Here is a 14,540-nt window from a genome sequence, read left to right on the forward strand (position 1 = left end):
GGACGAGGTGGACACGGATACAGCAGACCACGTGACTCCGACAGTTTCGCGATCGCCCCGAGCGCGTCCGCCGGCACGGCCCGGGCGCCGGCATCCCACCGGCGCGGCCCGTCGGCGCTCACTGTGGGAGTCTGCACGGTATGGGAGAGTGCACGGACAAGGTCGTGCTGGTCACCGGAGCGGGCGCGGGCATCGGAGCGGCGTGTGCCCGCCTGCTCGGCGCCGCGGGCGCGCATGTGGTCGTCACCGACGTCGACGAGGCCGCGGCCAAGAAGACCGCCGACGAGATCGAGCACGCGGGCTCGAAGGCGCTCGCCCTCGGGCTGGACGTGACCGACCCGGACGCGGTCACCGAGGCCGTCGCGGCGGCGACGCGGACGTTCGGCAGGCTCGACCTGGCCGTGAACAACGCCGGGATCTCCATGCCGCGCCAGCTCGTCGAGAAGATCCCGGTCGACGAGTGGCGACGCGTCGTCGAGGTCAACCTGAACGGTGTCTTCTACTGCCTGCGCGCCGAGATCCCGGCGATGCGCGAGGCGGGCGGCGGCGCCATCGTGAACATGGCGTCGGTGCTCGGCGTCGTCGGTTTCACGGACACCGCCGCCTACGTCGCGGCCAAGCACGGCGTCATCGGCCTCACGAAGGCCGCGGCGCTGGAAAACGCCGCCCGCAACATCCGGGTCAACGCGGTCGCGCCGAGCTTCGTCGATACCGCGATGATCAACGCGGGGTCCGGACGGAAGATGCGCGGGGCGGCCCTGCTCGCGCCGATGGGCCGCTTCGCCACCGTCGACGAGGTAGCCGAGGTCGTCCTCTTCCTGCTCTCCGACCGCTCCTCCGTCGTCACCGGCAGCGTCTACCTCGCCGACGCCGGCTACACCGCCCGGTAGCCGACCGGGCCGTCCTCTCAGGCCGGCTGGCCGTCCCAGCGGGCGAGACGAAGGTCGACGCGATCGCCGCCGGGGCGCAGCGGGGTGCTGTCCGCGATCAGGCGGGTGATGGCCTCGACCGGGGCGGAGGGGTTGGGCTCACCGCTGGCGCGGATCACGCGATGCCACGGGACGTCCTCCTCGTGACCGAAGCGGGCGAGCACCGCGCCGACATGGCGGCCGGTGCCGCCGCCGACGTACTCGGCCACGTCGCCGTAGGTCATCACCTTGCCGGGCGGGATCTGGGCGACCGCGTCGAGCACCGCCCTGGCGTACTCCCCCGGCCGGCCACCGATGTGGATGCGCACCCGGGTGCCCAGCCCCGCGGACACGCTCGCGGGCGCGCCCGCTCCCCGGCCGCCCGGCCTAGGTCCTCGCATGGGGGCAGCATGCCAGCGACGTCCGACACTCCCTGAAGTGGCCGAGGGCCCCGGCGCCGACCTGGTCGGAGCCGGGGCCGCGTGACGGGCCGGGACCGGTCAAGTAGACCGGGGGGGCCTTGTCGACCTGGGTCGCCCAGGCGGTGACGCCGCCCTGGACGTGCACGGCCGACGAGAAGCCGGCGCCCTTCAGGGTGGCGAGCGCGTCGGCCGAGCGGACGCCCGACTTGCAGTAGACGACGACCCGCTTGTCCTGCGGCAGCTCCGACAGGTGGGCGGGCAGGTCACCCTTCGGGATCAGCCTCGCGCCGGGGATCCGGACGATCTCCCACTCGGCCGGCTCGCGGACGTCGATCAGCTCGATCGCGGCGCCCTCGTCCATCCACTCCTTGAGCTCGGACGCGGTGATCGTCGAACCGGCGGCGGCGAGCTGCGCCTCCTCGGAGACCACGCCGCAGAACGCCTCGTAGTCCTCGATGAGCGTGGTGATCGACGGGTTCTTGCCGCACAGCGGGCACTCCGGGTCCTTGCGGACCTTGATGGCGCGGTAGCTCATCTCCAGGGCGTCGTAGACCATCAGTCGGCCGACCAACGGGTCGCCGACGCCGGTCAGCACCTTGATCGCCTCGGTGGCCTGGATAGAGCCGATCGACGCGCAGAGCACGCCGAGCACCCCGCCCTCGGCGCAGGACGGCACCATGCCGGGCGGCGGCGGCTCGGGGTAGAGGCAGCGGTAGCACGGGCCGTGCTCCGCCCAGAAGACGCTGGCCTGCCCGTCGAACCGGTAGATCGAGCCCCAGACGTACGGCTTGCCGAGCAGCACCGCGGCGTCGTTGACGAGGTAACGGGTCGCGAAGTTGTCGGTGCCGTCGACGATCAGGTCGTACTGGCTGAAGATGTCCATGACGTTGTCGACGTCGAGCCGCGTCTCGTGCAGCACGACGTTGACGTACGGGTTGATCTCCCGGACGGTGTCGCGCGCAGACTCCGCCTTGCTCCGGCCGACGTCGGACTGGCCGTGGATGATCTGGCGCTGCAGGTTGGACTCGTCGACGGTGTCGAACTCGACGATGCCGAGCGTCCCGACGCCGGCAGCGGCCAGGTACATGAGGGTCGGCGATCCCAGGCCACCCGCGCCGACCGCCAGGACCTTGGCGTTCTTGAGGCGCTTCTGCCCGTCCATCGCGACATCCGGAATGATCAGGTGTCGGGAGTATCGGCGGACCTCGTCGACGGAGAGCCCGTCGGCGGGCTCCACCAGAGGTGGAAGGGACACACGTGCTCCTTGCTATCGGCATCGCCGGTGAGGGCGTCTCCTCGACGATGCCACAGTTGGCTCCCCCTCCGGCCTGCCAAGCCGCGGGTGGAGGTCCACGACCTGTGGTGCAGCGCCCCCGCCAGGCCAGATGTTCCCGGCGCCCCCGCCCGCCGCAGGGTTTCCGCTTTGCTCCGGCGACTGACAAGCGCAACCAAGCCACATCTGGCGACCGCGCATCAGCGCCTGCGCCTACCCAACCACCTCACCGACCCGGAGCCAGCCGAACCACCGCCATACACCTCAAGCCGGAACCACATCGCCAGGCGCGGAGCGTCTGGCAGGCGCAGCCCGGCGGCAGGCGCGGAGCGTCTGCCGCGGGAGCGCCACATCGCCAGGCGCGGAGCGTCTGGCAGGCGCAGCCCGGTCGCGGGCGCGGAGCGTCCGCGACGGGAGCGCCTCAGGCCGAGCGGCGAGTGGACGTCTTGGCCGCCGTCTTGGTCGACGCGCTCTTGCCCGGGGCCGTCTTCTGACCGGTCGACGCGGACTTGGACGTTGTCTTGGCGGGGGCGCTCTTCGCGGCGGGCTTCTTGGCCGCGGGCTTCTTGGTACCGGACGTACCGGACCTGCCCTTGGCCCCGGCCGTCGCCGGTTCCCTGGCCTCGGCCGTCTCCGTCTCCGCTTCGGCCGAAGGCTCCGCCTCCGGCTCGGCCTGTGCCGTCGACGCGGCGCCGCCGGACGGGCGGCCCGCGCGCGCCGCCTCGATGCTGGCCCGCAGCGCGGCCATCAGGTCGCCGGCGGGCGCGGCCTTCTCCTCCGCTGGCGGAGCCACGATCTCCCTGCCGGCGATCTTGGCGTCGATCACCTCGAGGAGCGCGGCACGGTACCCGTCACCGAACTTCGCCGGGTCGAAGTCCCCGGCGAGCATGTCGATCAGCGAGCCCGCCATCGCCAGTTCCTGTGGACGGGCCTGGATGTCCTCCTCCAGGAACGGGAAGTCGGGAGTGCGGACCTCGTCCGGCCAGAGCATGGTCTCCAGCACGAAGATGCCGTCGCGGACCCGCAGCGTGGCCAACTGCTCCCGCTGCCGCAGGGCGATCTTCACCAGCGCGACCCGGCCCGACGACTCCAGCGCGTCGCGCAGCAGCACGTATGGCTTGGCCGCCATCTTGTCCGGTTCCAGGTAGTAGCTCTTCGCGAAGTAGATCGGGTCGACCTGCTCCAGCGGCACGAACTCCAGTACTTCGATCGCGCGCGACGTGGACAGCGGCAGGTTCGCGAAGTCCTCGTCGGTAAGGACGACGGTCTCGCCGTCCGTCAGCTCGTAGCCCTTGGCGATCTCGGAGTACGGGACCTCCTCGCCATCGGTCGCGGCGACCCGCTTGTAACGGATCCGAGACCCGTCCGAGCGCCGGACCTGGTGAAAGGCGACGTCACGTTCCTCGGTAGCCGAGTACAACTTCACGGGGATCGAGATGAGGCCGAAGCTGATGGCGCCCTTCCAGATCGAACGCATGTTTCAGGTCACCTCCCGTCACTCTCATGGTGAGGCACGCGCCGCGCCGTGTCTGCCGGATCACCGAAACTTATTCGAACATATGTTCGCATTACTCTGCTGACCTGCGCTTTTACCCGAGCCAGGGCACCCTCGGCCGCGGCGGAATGGGGCCGGGATCTCGCCGGCGCGTTCGCGGCCGGCGGGACGGAGCATCTCCGCCGGCGGAAGCCTTGATCGTCGGGACGCACCTGGGCGTAGCGACATGCGAGCCGCGCCCTCCGCGTCCAGGGGTGCCGAACCGCCCTCGGGCGCGCCCACTCCGGCCAGTCGGGCCCGATCGCACGCCGCTGCCGACGCGGACGTTGTCCTCGATCTCAGGCATCTGATGGCAGGTGGGTGCTCCGGCACCGATGAGCGGAGGCCTGGAACGCCGTCCACAGAAGGGGGCTAGCCACCCGCCTCCCCGCGCCGTCCGCGCGGGTGCGGCCGGAATGAGCCCGCCTGGGCGCTTCCCGCGAGACGCTGGATCGTGCCGAGGTGTTCCGGCGGCTGGTCGGCACGGACGTGAGGGCAGAGCGCGGGAGGCGCGAATGGGTGAGGCGAGCGGCGCGAGCACCACCGTCGAGGTGGCTGGTCGGCGGCTGAAGCTGTCCAATCTGGACAAAGTGCTCTATCCGGCCGCTGGAACGACCAAGGCCGAGGTCATCGACTACTACACCCGTATCGCCGACGTTCTGCTCCCCCACCTCGCCGACCGCCCGCTGACCGTGGTGCGGTTCCCCGAGGGCGTGGGAGGCGAGGGCTTCTTCAGCAAGAACGCTCCCGCGCACCGCCCGGACTGGGTGCCGGTCGCGACCCTGCCGTCGCCCGGGTCATCGAAGAACCGCCGCACGATCGACTACCTGGTGGCCGACGCGCAGGCCACGCTGGTGTGGCTGGCGAACCTCGCCGCTCTTGAGATGCACACCCCCATGTGGCGGGTCTCGACCCGCAGGCCGGACATCCTGGTCGCGGACCTCGACCCCGGTCCAGGGACGACCGTGCTCGACTGCGCGCGGGTCGCGCTGCTGCTGCGCGACGTCCTGCCCGAACCGCTCTGCGTGAAGACCAGCGGGTCCAAGGGCCTGCAGGTGTACGGGAGGGTGGACGACGGGCGCGAAAGCATGCGGGTGCGCGACGACATGCGGATCATCGCCGAGCGGCTGACCAAGGACCATCCGGACCTGGTCGTGTCGAACATGCGCAAGGACCTGCGCGGCGGCCGGGTGCTGCTGGACTGGTCGCAGAACAATCCAGCGAAGACGACTGTCTCCGTCTACTCGCTGCGCGCCAGGGCCGCGCCGACGGTCTCGACCCCCGTGACCTGGGACGAGGTCGCGGCCGCCCGGGACGTCGACGACCTCCGCTTCACCGCTCCCCAGGTGCTCGACCGCGTTCAGGCGCACGGAGACCTCTTCGCTCCGCTGCTGCCCTGACGACCGGCGCTGTCCCCTGACGACGTCCCTGACGACCGGCACCGTCGCCGCCCGCCGGCTCTCCGAACGACGGAGCTCATGACGACGGATCCCACCGGGACGGGCGTTCAGTCCGCGCTCGTCTGGGTATGGCCAGGGTCCCGACCCCGGCGGCGGTCCCGCGGCCTCAGATGCCCGGCCGCGCACGCTCGGAACGGAGGTGCGACGGACCGTGAGTGGCCTGCCTGGTCGGGCACACCAGCGCCCGGCCGCGTGGTCACCGGGCTGGCGCGCACGGCGAGGGTCATCCTGATGCTGGATCGGGAGCCTGGCCACCCGTCGCGCGGCCCGTCCCGGGACAGGCCGCCAGCGGCCCGCCACCGGGAGTCCGACGCCGAGGACCGACCGGTTCATCCCGCTGGTTCATCCCGTTATGACGTGGAGGAACACATGAGCGCACCGACCGAACTTCCGCTCGACGTGCCGGATGCCGACGCCGCGGAGCAGGCGCAGGAGGTGCGCCCGGACGACTCGTGGGCCCCGCCGTCCGTCGTCGCCGAGGCCGACGAGTACGACGCGGTCGAGCAAAGCCTGGAGGTGAAGGAGGACGAGGACGACTACCGCTGACGTCCGCCGCCTCACGGCCGGGCCAGGGCGGCCCGGCCGGCCGCCCTGTGGCCGCCGCGCGCTCGGCACACGGCGGCCACGCCATACCGGAGCCGGCGGCCAGGCTGTACCGGGGCAGGGCCCGCCACCTGGTGTGGCGCGGTGTGGCGCGTCCCCACGAGGCGGCGCGCGCGGGCACGAGGGTGAGTAGTGTTGTCGAGATCGAACAGGAGGTGGGCTGTGACCGTCGAGCCGGCCGCGCCACAGTCGCGCCCAGGCAGGACTCCTCGCCTCCCTCGCACCGCCCGCCGTTTCCAGCTGCTCGGCGCCGCGCGCGAGGTCTTCGTCGCGCAGGGCTACCACGCCGCGGCCATGGATGAGATCGCCGAGCGGGCCGGGGTCAGCAAGCCGGTGCTCTACCAGCACTTCCCCGGCAAGCTCGAGCTGTATCTGGCGCTGTTGGAGGAGCACTCCGAGAAGCTGGTCAGCAGCGTCCGCGAGGCGCTCGCGTCGACGACGGACAACCGGCTGCGGGTCGAGCGCTCGGTCCGGGCCTACTTCGACTTCGTCAACGACCCCAGCGGCGCCCACCAGCTGGTGCTGGAGTCCGACCTGCGCAGCGAGCCGGCGGTCCGGCAACGGGTCGAGGACGCCTTCGCCCAGTGTGTGCGCGCGATCGCGGCGACGATCGTCGCCGACACCGGTCTGTCCCAGGACGAGGCCGACCTGCTCGCGGTCGGCCTGGTGGGGCTGGCCGAGACATGCTCGCGCTGGTGGCTCGTGCGCGGCGGCACGGTGCCGCCGGAGCGAGCGATCGAGGCGATGGTCGAGCTCGCCTGGCACGGAATCGGCGGCTACCCCCGCAGCTCGCCGGCCTCCGACGGCGACGGCCCCGTAGCCGGCGTCGACGCCGGCTGACCCGCGCTACTCGTACCGGCCGTATCGGGCCGGTCGTGGGCGGCGCGCGAGCGGGCGATGACCGCTGTGCCGGGAGCGAACACGACGACTCGGGTCAGCCGCCGGGGCTCCTGGGGTCATAGTGTGTCCTGTGATCGCCCGACGGCGGTGCGCGCCCGCCGGCTGTGTCCGTCGGTCATCCGGGGGGACGCTCCGGACGAAGACACTCCCGCAGGGATCGGTTGACGCCGGCTCCTGTGGATCTCGGCTGTGACAAGGCGAAGCCCGCGCGGCCGGAGGCCGACGCTAAATATCAGCCCGTAGTGCACACGAAGGCGAGGTCATCCGGGTGGAGGTCAAGATCGGCGTGCAGAACGTCGGCCGGGAGCTGGTGCTTGAGAGCGCCCAGACGCCGGACCAGGTCGCCGAGGCGGTCGCCGCGGCCCTCGCCGCGGACAACGGGCTGCTCTCCCTGTTGGACGAGAAGGGCCGGCGAGTGGTCATCCCGGCCGCCAAGCTGGCCTACGTCGAGATCGCGGAGGCCGAGTCCCGCCGCGTCGGCTTCGGCGCCTCATAGAGCACGGAACGGACCAGCCTGGGGCGCGACCTTGTGGGTCGCGCCCCAGTGGTGTCTATGAGGACAGGCCCAAAGCGGCCATGCGCTCCGTGTGGGCCTTCATGATGCTGTTGAAGATGGCGGCGACCGCCTCCAGGTCACCGACCCCGACGAGCAGGCCCGTGAGGGCGTCGCGCTCCACGGCGACCTGCTGGGCCTGGTTGAGCGCCTCGCCGACCAGGCGGCGCGCCCAGAGGGCGAGCCGGCCGGCGACCACCGGGTTGACGGCGATGGCGCCCCTGACCCGGTCGACCACGAAGGCCGCGTGCCCGGTGTCCGCGAGCACGTCGAGCACGAGCGCCCTGGCGTCGTCGTCGAGGCGGTGCGCGATCGCGCGGTAGAAGTCCGCCGCGATGCTGTCGCCCACGTACGCCTTCACAAGACTCTCCAGCCAGTCGGCCGGGGCGGTCAGCGCGTGGAAGGCCGTCAGCGGGCCGATGAACGGCGCCATCGCCGCCTCCGGATCGACGCCGCGGCCGACGAGGGCCATGCTGATCGCTTCGAAGTGCGTGAACTCGGCCGCGGCCATCGCCGCCAGAGAGATCTTGTCGGTGAGCGTCGGCGCCATCCGCGCGTCGGTCGCCAGGCGCTCGAACGCCGTGAGCTCACCGTAGGCGATCATCCCCAGCAGGTCGACGACGGCCTGGTCGGCCACCACTCGCTCGACGACCACCCCATCGGTCACCACCCCATCGGTCACCACCCCATCGGTCACCGTTCCGTCGGTCAGGTCGCCCAGGGTCACATCGGTGGTCTTCTCGGGAGTTGTCCGCGAGAGCGCGGTCATAGGTGCTGCTTTCGGGTCTCGAGGGGCAATGGGGGCGCCAAAGTGCCCCTCACTCCCTGCGGACCCCCCAGCCCCCGGAAGCACTGTGCTGTCCGTCACGTACCTCAACTCCCAGGCTGATTGATCCAACGTCGTCACCTGACGTGTTACCCGTTGGCGCCGTTCGTTCCTCATCGCTGAGCGCACGCCGACTGACCGGGCCATGTTCCGCCTCAGTAACGTCGGACGGGCCACGATCGTCGCGGAGCGCGCCCATCGAGCGGTCACACAGGCTATCCTTGTCGTAGCCGGTGGTCATCACAGACCGGCCGGCCGTCGAAGGCAACGCGTCGCCCCGGTTTCCGGGCTGCTGGGCCAAGCTGCTGGCTTCGAAACCACTGGTTTCGGAGCCGCTGGCCCACCCCCGCTCGATCGGGTCGCTGGCGCGGCCCGACACATCGCGAGCGGCGCCTCAACATCGGACACCGCTCAGGAGCAGACCAGGAGCGACCCGCTGTCCGTCACAGCCGCATCTCTGACCATCACCGACACCACATCCACCGCCGACGCCGATGCTGACACCCCCGCCGGCGCTGGCCTCACCGCTCCGGCGCAGGTAGACGCCCCGGCCGCCGCCGAGCACAAGACCACCTTCGCCGACCTCGGCGTTCGCCACGAGACGGTGGACGCCCTCACGGCCGCGGGCATCATCCATCCCTTTCCCATCCAGGAGCTGACGCTCCCGCTCGCGCTTGCCGGTACCGACATCATCGGCCAGGCGCGCACCGGCACCGGCAAGACCCTGGGCTTCGGCATCCCCATCGTCCAGAAGGTCATCGGCCTGAACGAAGGCGCCGATGGCCGCCCGCAGGCGCTCATCGTCGTGCCGACCCGTGAGCTGTGTGTCCAGGTCACGGCCGACCTCGAGCGGGCGGGTGCCCGCCGGCAGGTGCGCGTGCTGTCCGTATACGGCGGCCGGGCCTACGAGCCGCAGCTGGCCGCGCTGCGCACGGGCGTCGACGTCGTCGTCGGCACTCCGGGCCGCCTGCTCGACCTCGCCCGTCAGCGCGCGCTCAATCTGGGCAACGTCGCGACGCTGGTGCTCGACGAGGCCGACGAGATGCTCGACCTCGGTTTCCTGCCGGACGTGGAGCGCATCGTCTCGCTGCTGCCGGCTGGCCGGCAGACCATGTTGTTCTCGGCGACGATGCCCGGCCCGGTGATCGCGCTCGCCCGCCGGTTCATGATCCGGCCAGTGCACGTGACCGCCGAGCAGCCCGACGAGGGCCGCACCGTCCCGACCACCAGCCAGCACGTCTTCCGCGCGCACGCGCTGGACAAGATGGAGGTGCTGGCCAGGATTCTGCAGTCCGACGGCCGCGGGCTGTCGATCGTGTTCGTGCGGACCAGGCGCACCGCCGACAAGGTGGCCGAGGACCTGTCGCGACGCGGCTTCGCCGCCGCCGCGGTGCACGGCGACCTCAACCAGGGCCAACGCGAGCAGGCGCTGCGCGCGTTCCGCGCCGGCAAGGTAGACGTGCTGGTGGCCACCGACGTGGCCGCCCGCGGCATCGACATCGGCGGTGTCACCCACGTCGTCAACTACCAGTGCCCGGAGGACGAGAGCGTCTACCTGCACCGGATCGGCCGCACCGGCCGTGCCGGCGGCAGCGGGGTCGCGGTCACGTTCGTCGACTGGGACGACCTCGCACGCTGGCAGCTGGTGAACCGGGCGCTCGCGCTCCCGTTCGACGAGCCGATGGAGACCTACTCCACCTCCCCGCACCTGTTCGAGGCGCTCGGCATCCCGGCCGGGTCGACCGGCGTGCTGCCCCGCGCGGCGCGGACGCGCGCGGGGCTCGCCGCCGAGGAGATCGAGGACCTCGGCGGCGGGGCCCGGCGCGCTCGCCGCGGCCGGCCCGCGGCGGCCCAGGCAGGCGACACCGACCGTGCCGCGGCCAAGGAGGCCGCGACCGCCCGGGCCAGGACGCGCCGCCGCACCCGCGGCGCGGGCGCCGCGGCGGCAGCCGTCGGGCTCCCTGAGGACGCGGACGAGGGTACCGAGGGCGCCGTCGCGCTCGAGGTTGTCGGGGCCCACGGCGGAGCCGACGTCACCGGCCTCACCACGGCCGAGCTCGTGGCGGCCGACATCGCCGACGAGACCGACGGATCCGAGGTGACCGGGGCCGACGAACAGGGCACCGAGGGCGGCGCAGCGCGCCGACGCCGGCGCCGGCGCGGAGGCCGTGGCCGCTCTGCCCGGTCCACCGCGGCGGACGCGCTGGACATCACGCCGGCCGACGGCGAGGACGGCGCACCGGAGTCCCACGCCGAGTCCGCCTAAGCGGCCACGACCAGGCAGCCTCAGAACCTGGGAACGGAATCCTCTGGGTTCCGCTCCCGGGTTCCCGCGGCATTTCTGCTGGGACCAGACGCCGGACCCCGGTCCCGCCGTCTCGGGCACACACGCCGGGCTCAGTGCGCGGACACGGACACGGACACACGATTCAGTCTCTCGTGACGCTCAGCGTCAGCCGGACCCACGAGACCCGGCGGCAGGCCGGGCAGCGCAGCAACGACGGGTACCGCGGCCGGATGATCGGCAGGTGCAGGCTCGGGGTGAGCAGCGTCAGCGCACGCCTCGCGCCCACCGTCGCCGCCTGCATGCACCGGGAACAGTTGACCGTCACGCCTGAGCCGTGGGGGTCGGGCGGGCGCTCGCCGCTGTAGAGAGCGCGCTTGCCGTGCATGTCGCGGCCGATGACGCCTGGCCGGGACCCGGACGATGCCTCGCCGGACGCGGGCGAACGCCCGGTGCGCGGGCGCAGCCGGTCGAACCCGGCCGACGCGGCCCGCGCCCGCCTGCCCGCGCCTTCGCCCCCGCTCGCGGCTCCGGCCTTACCCGGCGGCACGGCCGCGCCGGCCTTACCCGGCGGCACGGCCGCGCCGGCCATGCGCCCGCTCACCGGCCGACGCGCGACAACGCGGCCGAGGCGGCCACCTCGCGGGAGCCGGCCGCCAGCTCGTCGACGGCCAGCTCGTCGACGTCTTCGGCCAGGTGGTCCTCCGCGAGGCCGACGACCGGCAGCGCGCCGGCCAACAACACCGCCCCGCCGACGCCGGGCACCGGGCCCAGCCCGAGACCGGCGATCGTCCGGGCATGCGCCCGATAGGCCTGCGCGCCCTTCGACCTGGCCGCGGTGGTGAGGATCGAGCGGCCGATGCCGGGTGCCTCCGCGAAGCGCACCGAGCGCGCGACCGGCGGTTCGAGCACCCTGACCTGGTAGCGGGCCGCGACATCGGCCAGCACCGCTCGACTGTGGGCGGTGCGGCCGTCAAAGAGGGTCGGCAGCACGCCGCGCACGCGCAGCTTCGAGTTCGTGAGGCGGCGGACGTCGTGCACGGTGTCGAGCAGCTGGCCGACCCCGCGGTGGGACAGCGTCTCGCACTGCAGCGGGATGATCAACTCGTCGGCGGCCGTGAGGCCGTTGATGGTCAGCACCCCCAACGACGGCGGACAGTCCACCAGGACGAAGTCGTAGTCGTCGACGATCTCGGCGAGGGCGAGCCGCAGCACGTGCTCCCGTCCGGTGCGCGAGAGCAGGACCGCCTCGCAGCCGGCCAACTCGATGGTCGCCGGCAGCAGGTCCGACCCGTCGGCGGTACGCAGGACGACAAGACCCGCGGACAGGCGTCCGAGCAGCACGTCGTGGACGGACAGCTCGAGCGCGTCCGGGTCGAGCCCCAGCGAGAACGTCAGGCAGGCCTGCGGGTCCAGGTCGACCAGCAGGACTCGCTGACCTAGCTCGGCCAGGGCGGCGCCGAGACTCGACACAGAGGTCGTCTTGGCGACGCCACCCTTTTGGTTGGCGACAGCGAGAACGCGGGCCACAACTGAGAGTGTGTCAAGCGTGACCGTGTGGTCACAACCTCCCTCGCCCACGAGTGTCGCGCCGACTACTTAGGTCCCGCGCACGACGGGCGCGAGGGGCGCCCTCTCGGGCCCGGCCCACCGCCCACCGCGCGTGGCGGCGCGGAGGCGCGGACGCGCGGGGCCGCCCGGCGCGGCGATCGGCGGCGCGACCGCCTACAGTCCTGCACCGTGCCTCAGCTCCCCCGCGTTGCTGTGCTCGGCGCCGACCTGACCGGCGCGGTCGCGCTGACCGCCCTCATCGACGGCGGAATCGACGCCGTCTACGTCGGGTCGCCCACGCCGGCCGCCGGAGTGCTGCTCGCCGAGCGCGCGCTCGCCAGCCGCCGCGTCGGAGGCCGGGATGACGACCTCGGTGAGTCGGCGCCGCGGACTCCCGTGGACGAGGCCACCGCCGATCTCCTGCCCGTCGTCAGCCGCGTCGGCACGGAGGACGACCCGGGGCGCGGCTTCGAGATCAGCATTGATGGCCGGCCGCTGGGCAGCTGGGATGCCATCGTGGTGACCGTGACGACGGTCGCCGCCGTCGCCGGGGTGATCGGTGTCGACGCTCCCTGGTACGGCGGCGTCTTCCATCCACGAGCCGACGGCGTCTACCTGGTTGGCAGCCTCGAGGGCGCTGGCGCGGCGCTCACGGAGCCAGGCGACGCGTCCACTCGGCACACGGGCCAAGACGACGAAATGCCGCCGTCGAGCCTTGGCCAACAGCTCGCCTGGGCACAGGCGAGCTGGGTCGGCGAACATCTGCGTGGGCGCTACCTGCTGCCGGCCTACCTGGCGATGCTTGATCACCCTGGGCTGCGTCGCGTCGGCCTTCGCCGGCGGGGCATCGGCGGCTACCTGCGCGCCCTGGAACGCGAGCTGCGCGCCGGCCGGGCCCGCGCCGCCGCCGCCGGATACCCGCTCCCGCTCCCCGCCTCCACCGCGGCCGCGTCCCCGGCACGCGGTCAGGCAAGCCCCTGGTGACGGCGATCCGGGACGTCAGGCTCAGCGCCCGTCACGCACCCGCCGTAGGCGGCTGGCGGCCTCGCGCAGGGTCTCCTCCCGCTTCGGGAACGCGAACCGGATGATGTGGCGGCCGTCGGCCTGGTCGGCGAAGAACGACGAGCCGGGGACGGCGGCGACGCCGATCTCGCTCACCAGCCGCCGGGCGAAGGCGACATCGTCACCGGCCGGGTCGACGGCGCTGGTGTCGCACATCACGTAGTAGGCGCCCGACGGCTGGCTGACCCCGAAGCCCGCCTCGGTGAGCGCGTCGCACAGCAGGTCGCGACGGGCCCGGTAGGCGGCCGCGAGGTCGGTGTAGTAGCTCGCGGGCAGGCCCATCGCCGCGACGCCGGCGGCCTGGAGCGGGGCGGCGGCGCCCACCGTGAGGAAGTCGTGCACCTTGCGGATGCCGGCGGTGAGCGCCGCCGGGGCGATCGTCCAGCCGACTCGCCAGCCGGTGACCGCGTAGGTCTTGGACAAGGCGTTGACCGTCACCGTGCGGTCGGCGAGGCCGGGCACGGTCGCCGGCGGTATGTGCCCGCCGGGGCCGAGGTAGTGGATGTGCTCGTAGATCTCGTCGGTGATGACCAGGACGTCGTGGCGCTGGCAGAGCTCGGCGATGACGTCCAGCTCGGCCCGGCTGAACATCTTGCCGGTCGGGTTGTGCGGGGTGTTGACGACGATGGCCCTGGTCCGGTCGGAGAAGGCGGCGCGCAGCTCCGCCTCGTCGAAGCTCCAGTCCGGCGCGCGCAGCTTCACCAGCCGCGGCACGGCGCCGGACAGCACCGCGTCCGGGCCGTAGTTCTCGTAGAACGGCTCGAACAGGATGACCTCGTCACCCGGGTCGACGAGCCCGAGCATCGTCGCGATCATCGCCTCGGTGGCCCCGCAGGTGACGCAGATCTGCGTGTCCGGGTCGATGTTCCAGCCAGGGTAGGCGCGGGCCACCTTGGCCGCGATCGACGCGCGGAAGGCCGGCGCGCCCCAGGTGATGGCGTACTGGTTGTCGTCGGCGTCGATGGCCGACTTCGCCGCGTCCTTCAGCTCGGCTGGGCAGGAGAAGTCCGGGAAGCCCTGGGCCAGGTTGACGGCGCCGTGCGCGACCGCCAGCCGGGTCATCTCCCGGATGACGGACTCGGTGAACGTCGCCGCCTTCGCCGACAGCCGGGCGGCACCGGCCGCCGGAGCCGGCTGCGAGTACGCAATCTTCGAGGCCACCGG

The 14,540-nt window shown here is 72.3% G+C and carries 13 protein-coding genes and 1 pseudogene; 7 read left to right on the forward strand and 7 right to left on the reverse strand.

Annotation, left to right across the window (positions count from 1 at the left end; all coding sequences use genetic code 11):
* The first annotated feature begins 140 nt into the window (after nt 1-140).
* Entirely contained in the window at nt 141-890 is a 750-nt protein-coding gene (locus QOZ89_RS16595; RefSeq protein ID WP_071049959.1) for an SDR family NAD(P)-dependent oxidoreductase, read from the forward strand.
* A gap of 17 nt (nt 891-907) precedes the next feature.
* Here the strand turns inward: QOZ89_RS16595 and QOZ89_RS16600 are convergent, their stop codons facing one another.
* The 3 genes and pseudogenes from QOZ89_RS16600 to ku all read right to left on the reverse strand — a co-directional run bounded on the left by QOZ89_RS16600 (nt 908) and on the right by ku (nt 4,080).
* Complete coding sequence (locus tag QOZ89_RS16600) at nt 908-1,309, reverse strand: MGMT family protein (protein ID WP_071049958.1); 402 nt, start codon at nt 1,307-1,309, stop codon at nt 908-910.
* A 103-nt stretch (nt 1,310-1,412) separates the two neighbouring features.
* Nucleotides 1,413-2,585 (reverse strand): annotated as a pseudogene (gene moeZ / locus QOZ89_RS16605) (adenylyltransferase/sulfurtransferase MoeZ); the annotation flags it as partial.
* A 439-nt stretch (nt 2,586-3,024) separates the two neighbouring features.
* The gene (gene ku, locus QOZ89_RS16610; RefSeq protein WP_071049956.1) at nt 3,025-4,080 is read right to left on the reverse strand and encodes a non-homologous end joining protein Ku; all 1,056 of its coding nucleotides are present in this window, start codon (nt 4,078-4,080) and stop codon (nt 3,025-3,027) included.
* 572 nt (nt 4,081-4,652) lie between these two features.
* On the opposite strand from ku, the gene ligD reads away from it, so the two are divergent.
* The 4 genes from ligD (at nt 4,653) to QOZ89_RS16630 (ending at nt 7,596) form a co-directional block, all read left to right on the forward strand.
* Nucleotides 4,653-5,537: a non-homologous end-joining DNA ligase gene (ligD, locus tag QOZ89_RS16615; protein WP_071049955.1), complete on the forward strand. Its 885-nt coding sequence runs from the start codon at nt 4,653-4,655 to the stop codon at nt 5,535-5,537.
* Nucleotides 5,538-5,966: 429 nt separating this feature from the next.
* A complete protein-coding gene (locus QOZ89_RS16620; protein ID WP_198543319.1) occupies nt 5,967-6,143 on the forward strand; it encodes a hypothetical protein in 177 nt (58 codons plus the stop codon).
* Nucleotides 6,144-6,362: 219 nt separating this feature from the next.
* Nucleotides 6,363-7,040, forward strand: coding sequence for a TetR/AcrR family transcriptional regulator (locus tag QOZ89_RS16625; protein WP_071049953.1), 678 nt, complete (start codon nt 6,363-6,365; stop codon nt 7,038-7,040).
* Nucleotides 7,041-7,368: 328 nt separating this feature from the next.
* Nucleotides 7,369-7,596, forward strand: a complete 228-nt coding sequence (locus QOZ89_RS16630) for a DUF3107 domain-containing protein (protein ID WP_071049952.1) — start codon at nt 7,369-7,371, stop codon at nt 7,594-7,596.
* A gap of 55 nt (nt 7,597-7,651) precedes the next feature.
* Here the strand turns inward: QOZ89_RS16630 and QOZ89_RS16635 are convergent, their stop codons facing one another.
* On the reverse strand, nt 7,652-8,422 hold the full coding sequence (locus QOZ89_RS16635) for a ferritin-like fold-containing protein (protein WP_083418925.1): 771 nt from the start codon (nt 8,420-8,422) through the stop codon (nt 7,652-7,654).
* A 202-nt stretch (nt 8,423-8,624) separates the two neighbouring features.
* Here QOZ89_RS16635 and QOZ89_RS16640 point away from each other — a divergent pair, with 202 nt between their 5' ends.
* A complete protein-coding gene (locus QOZ89_RS16640) occupies nt 8,625-10,745 on the forward strand; it encodes a DEAD/DEAH box helicase (protein WP_241841871.1) in 2,121 nt (706 codons plus the stop codon).
* A 163-nt stretch (nt 10,746-10,908) separates the two neighbouring features.
* On the opposite strand, the gene QOZ89_RS16645 is transcribed toward QOZ89_RS16640, so the two are convergent.
* Together QOZ89_RS16645 and QOZ89_RS16650 are read right to left on the reverse strand one after the other, a co-directional pair.
* On the reverse strand, nt 10,909-11,355 hold the full coding sequence (locus tag QOZ89_RS16645; protein ID WP_312624171.1) for a hypothetical protein: 447 nt from the start codon (nt 11,353-11,355) through the stop codon (nt 10,909-10,911).
* 8 nt (nt 11,356-11,363) lie between these two features.
* Nucleotides 11,364-12,293, reverse strand: a complete 930-nt coding sequence (locus QOZ89_RS16650; RefSeq protein WP_083418923.1) for a ParA family protein — start codon at nt 12,291-12,293, stop codon at nt 11,364-11,366.
* Between the two features lie 210 nt (nt 12,294-12,503).
* Between QOZ89_RS16650 and QOZ89_RS16655 the strand changes: the two genes are divergently transcribed.
* The gene (locus QOZ89_RS16655) at nt 12,504-13,298 is read left to right on the forward strand and encodes a hypothetical protein (RefSeq protein WP_131804065.1); all 795 of its coding nucleotides are present in this window, start codon (nt 12,504-12,506) and stop codon (nt 13,296-13,298) included.
* A 21-nt stretch (nt 13,299-13,319) separates the two neighbouring features.
* On the opposite strand, the gene QOZ89_RS16660 is transcribed toward QOZ89_RS16655, so the two are convergent.
* Entirely contained in the window at nt 13,320-14,537 is a 1,218-nt protein-coding gene (locus QOZ89_RS16660) for an aminotransferase class I/II-fold pyridoxal phosphate-dependent enzyme (protein ID WP_083418922.1), read from the reverse strand.
* Between the last annotated feature and the right edge of the window lie 3 nt (nt 14,538-14,540).

This window comes from Pseudofrankia coriaricola (assembly GCF_032027725.1).
In the GTDB taxonomy this organism is placed as follows: domain Bacteria; phylum Actinomycetota; class Actinomycetes; order Frankiales; family Frankiaceae; genus Pseudofrankia.

Excerpts from the sequence above, each read along its gene's own strand:
- QOZ89_RS16595 (WP_071049959.1), top strand. The coding sequence starts at position 141 with ATGGGAGAGTGCACGGACAAGGTCGTGCTGGTCACCGGAGCGGGCGCG.
- QOZ89_RS16600 (WP_071049958.1), bottom strand. The coding sequence starts at position 1,309 with ATGCGAGGACCTAGGCCGGGCGGCCGGGGAGCGGGCGCGCCCGCGAGC.
- ku (WP_071049956.1), bottom strand. The coding sequence starts at position 4,080 with ATGCGTTCGATCTGGAAGGGCGCCATCAGCTTCGGCCTCATCTCGATC.
- ligD (WP_071049955.1), top strand. The coding sequence starts at position 4,653 with ATGGGTGAGGCGAGCGGCGCGAGCACCACCGTCGAGGTGGCTGGTCGG.
- QOZ89_RS16620 (WP_198543319.1), top strand. The coding sequence starts at position 5,967 with ATGAGCGCACCGACCGAACTTCCGCTCGACGTGCCGGATGCCGACGCC.
- QOZ89_RS16635 (WP_083418925.1), bottom strand. The coding sequence starts at position 8,422 with ATGACCGCGCTCTCGCGGACAACTCCCGAGAAGACCACCGATGTGACC.
- QOZ89_RS16640 (WP_241841871.1), top strand. The coding sequence starts at position 8,625 with ATGTTCCGCCTCAGTAACGTCGGACGGGCCACGATCGTCGCGGAGCGC.
- QOZ89_RS16645 (WP_312624171.1), bottom strand. The coding sequence starts at position 11,355 with ATGGCCGGCGCGGCCGTGCCGCCGGGTAAGGCCGGCGCGGCCGTGCCG.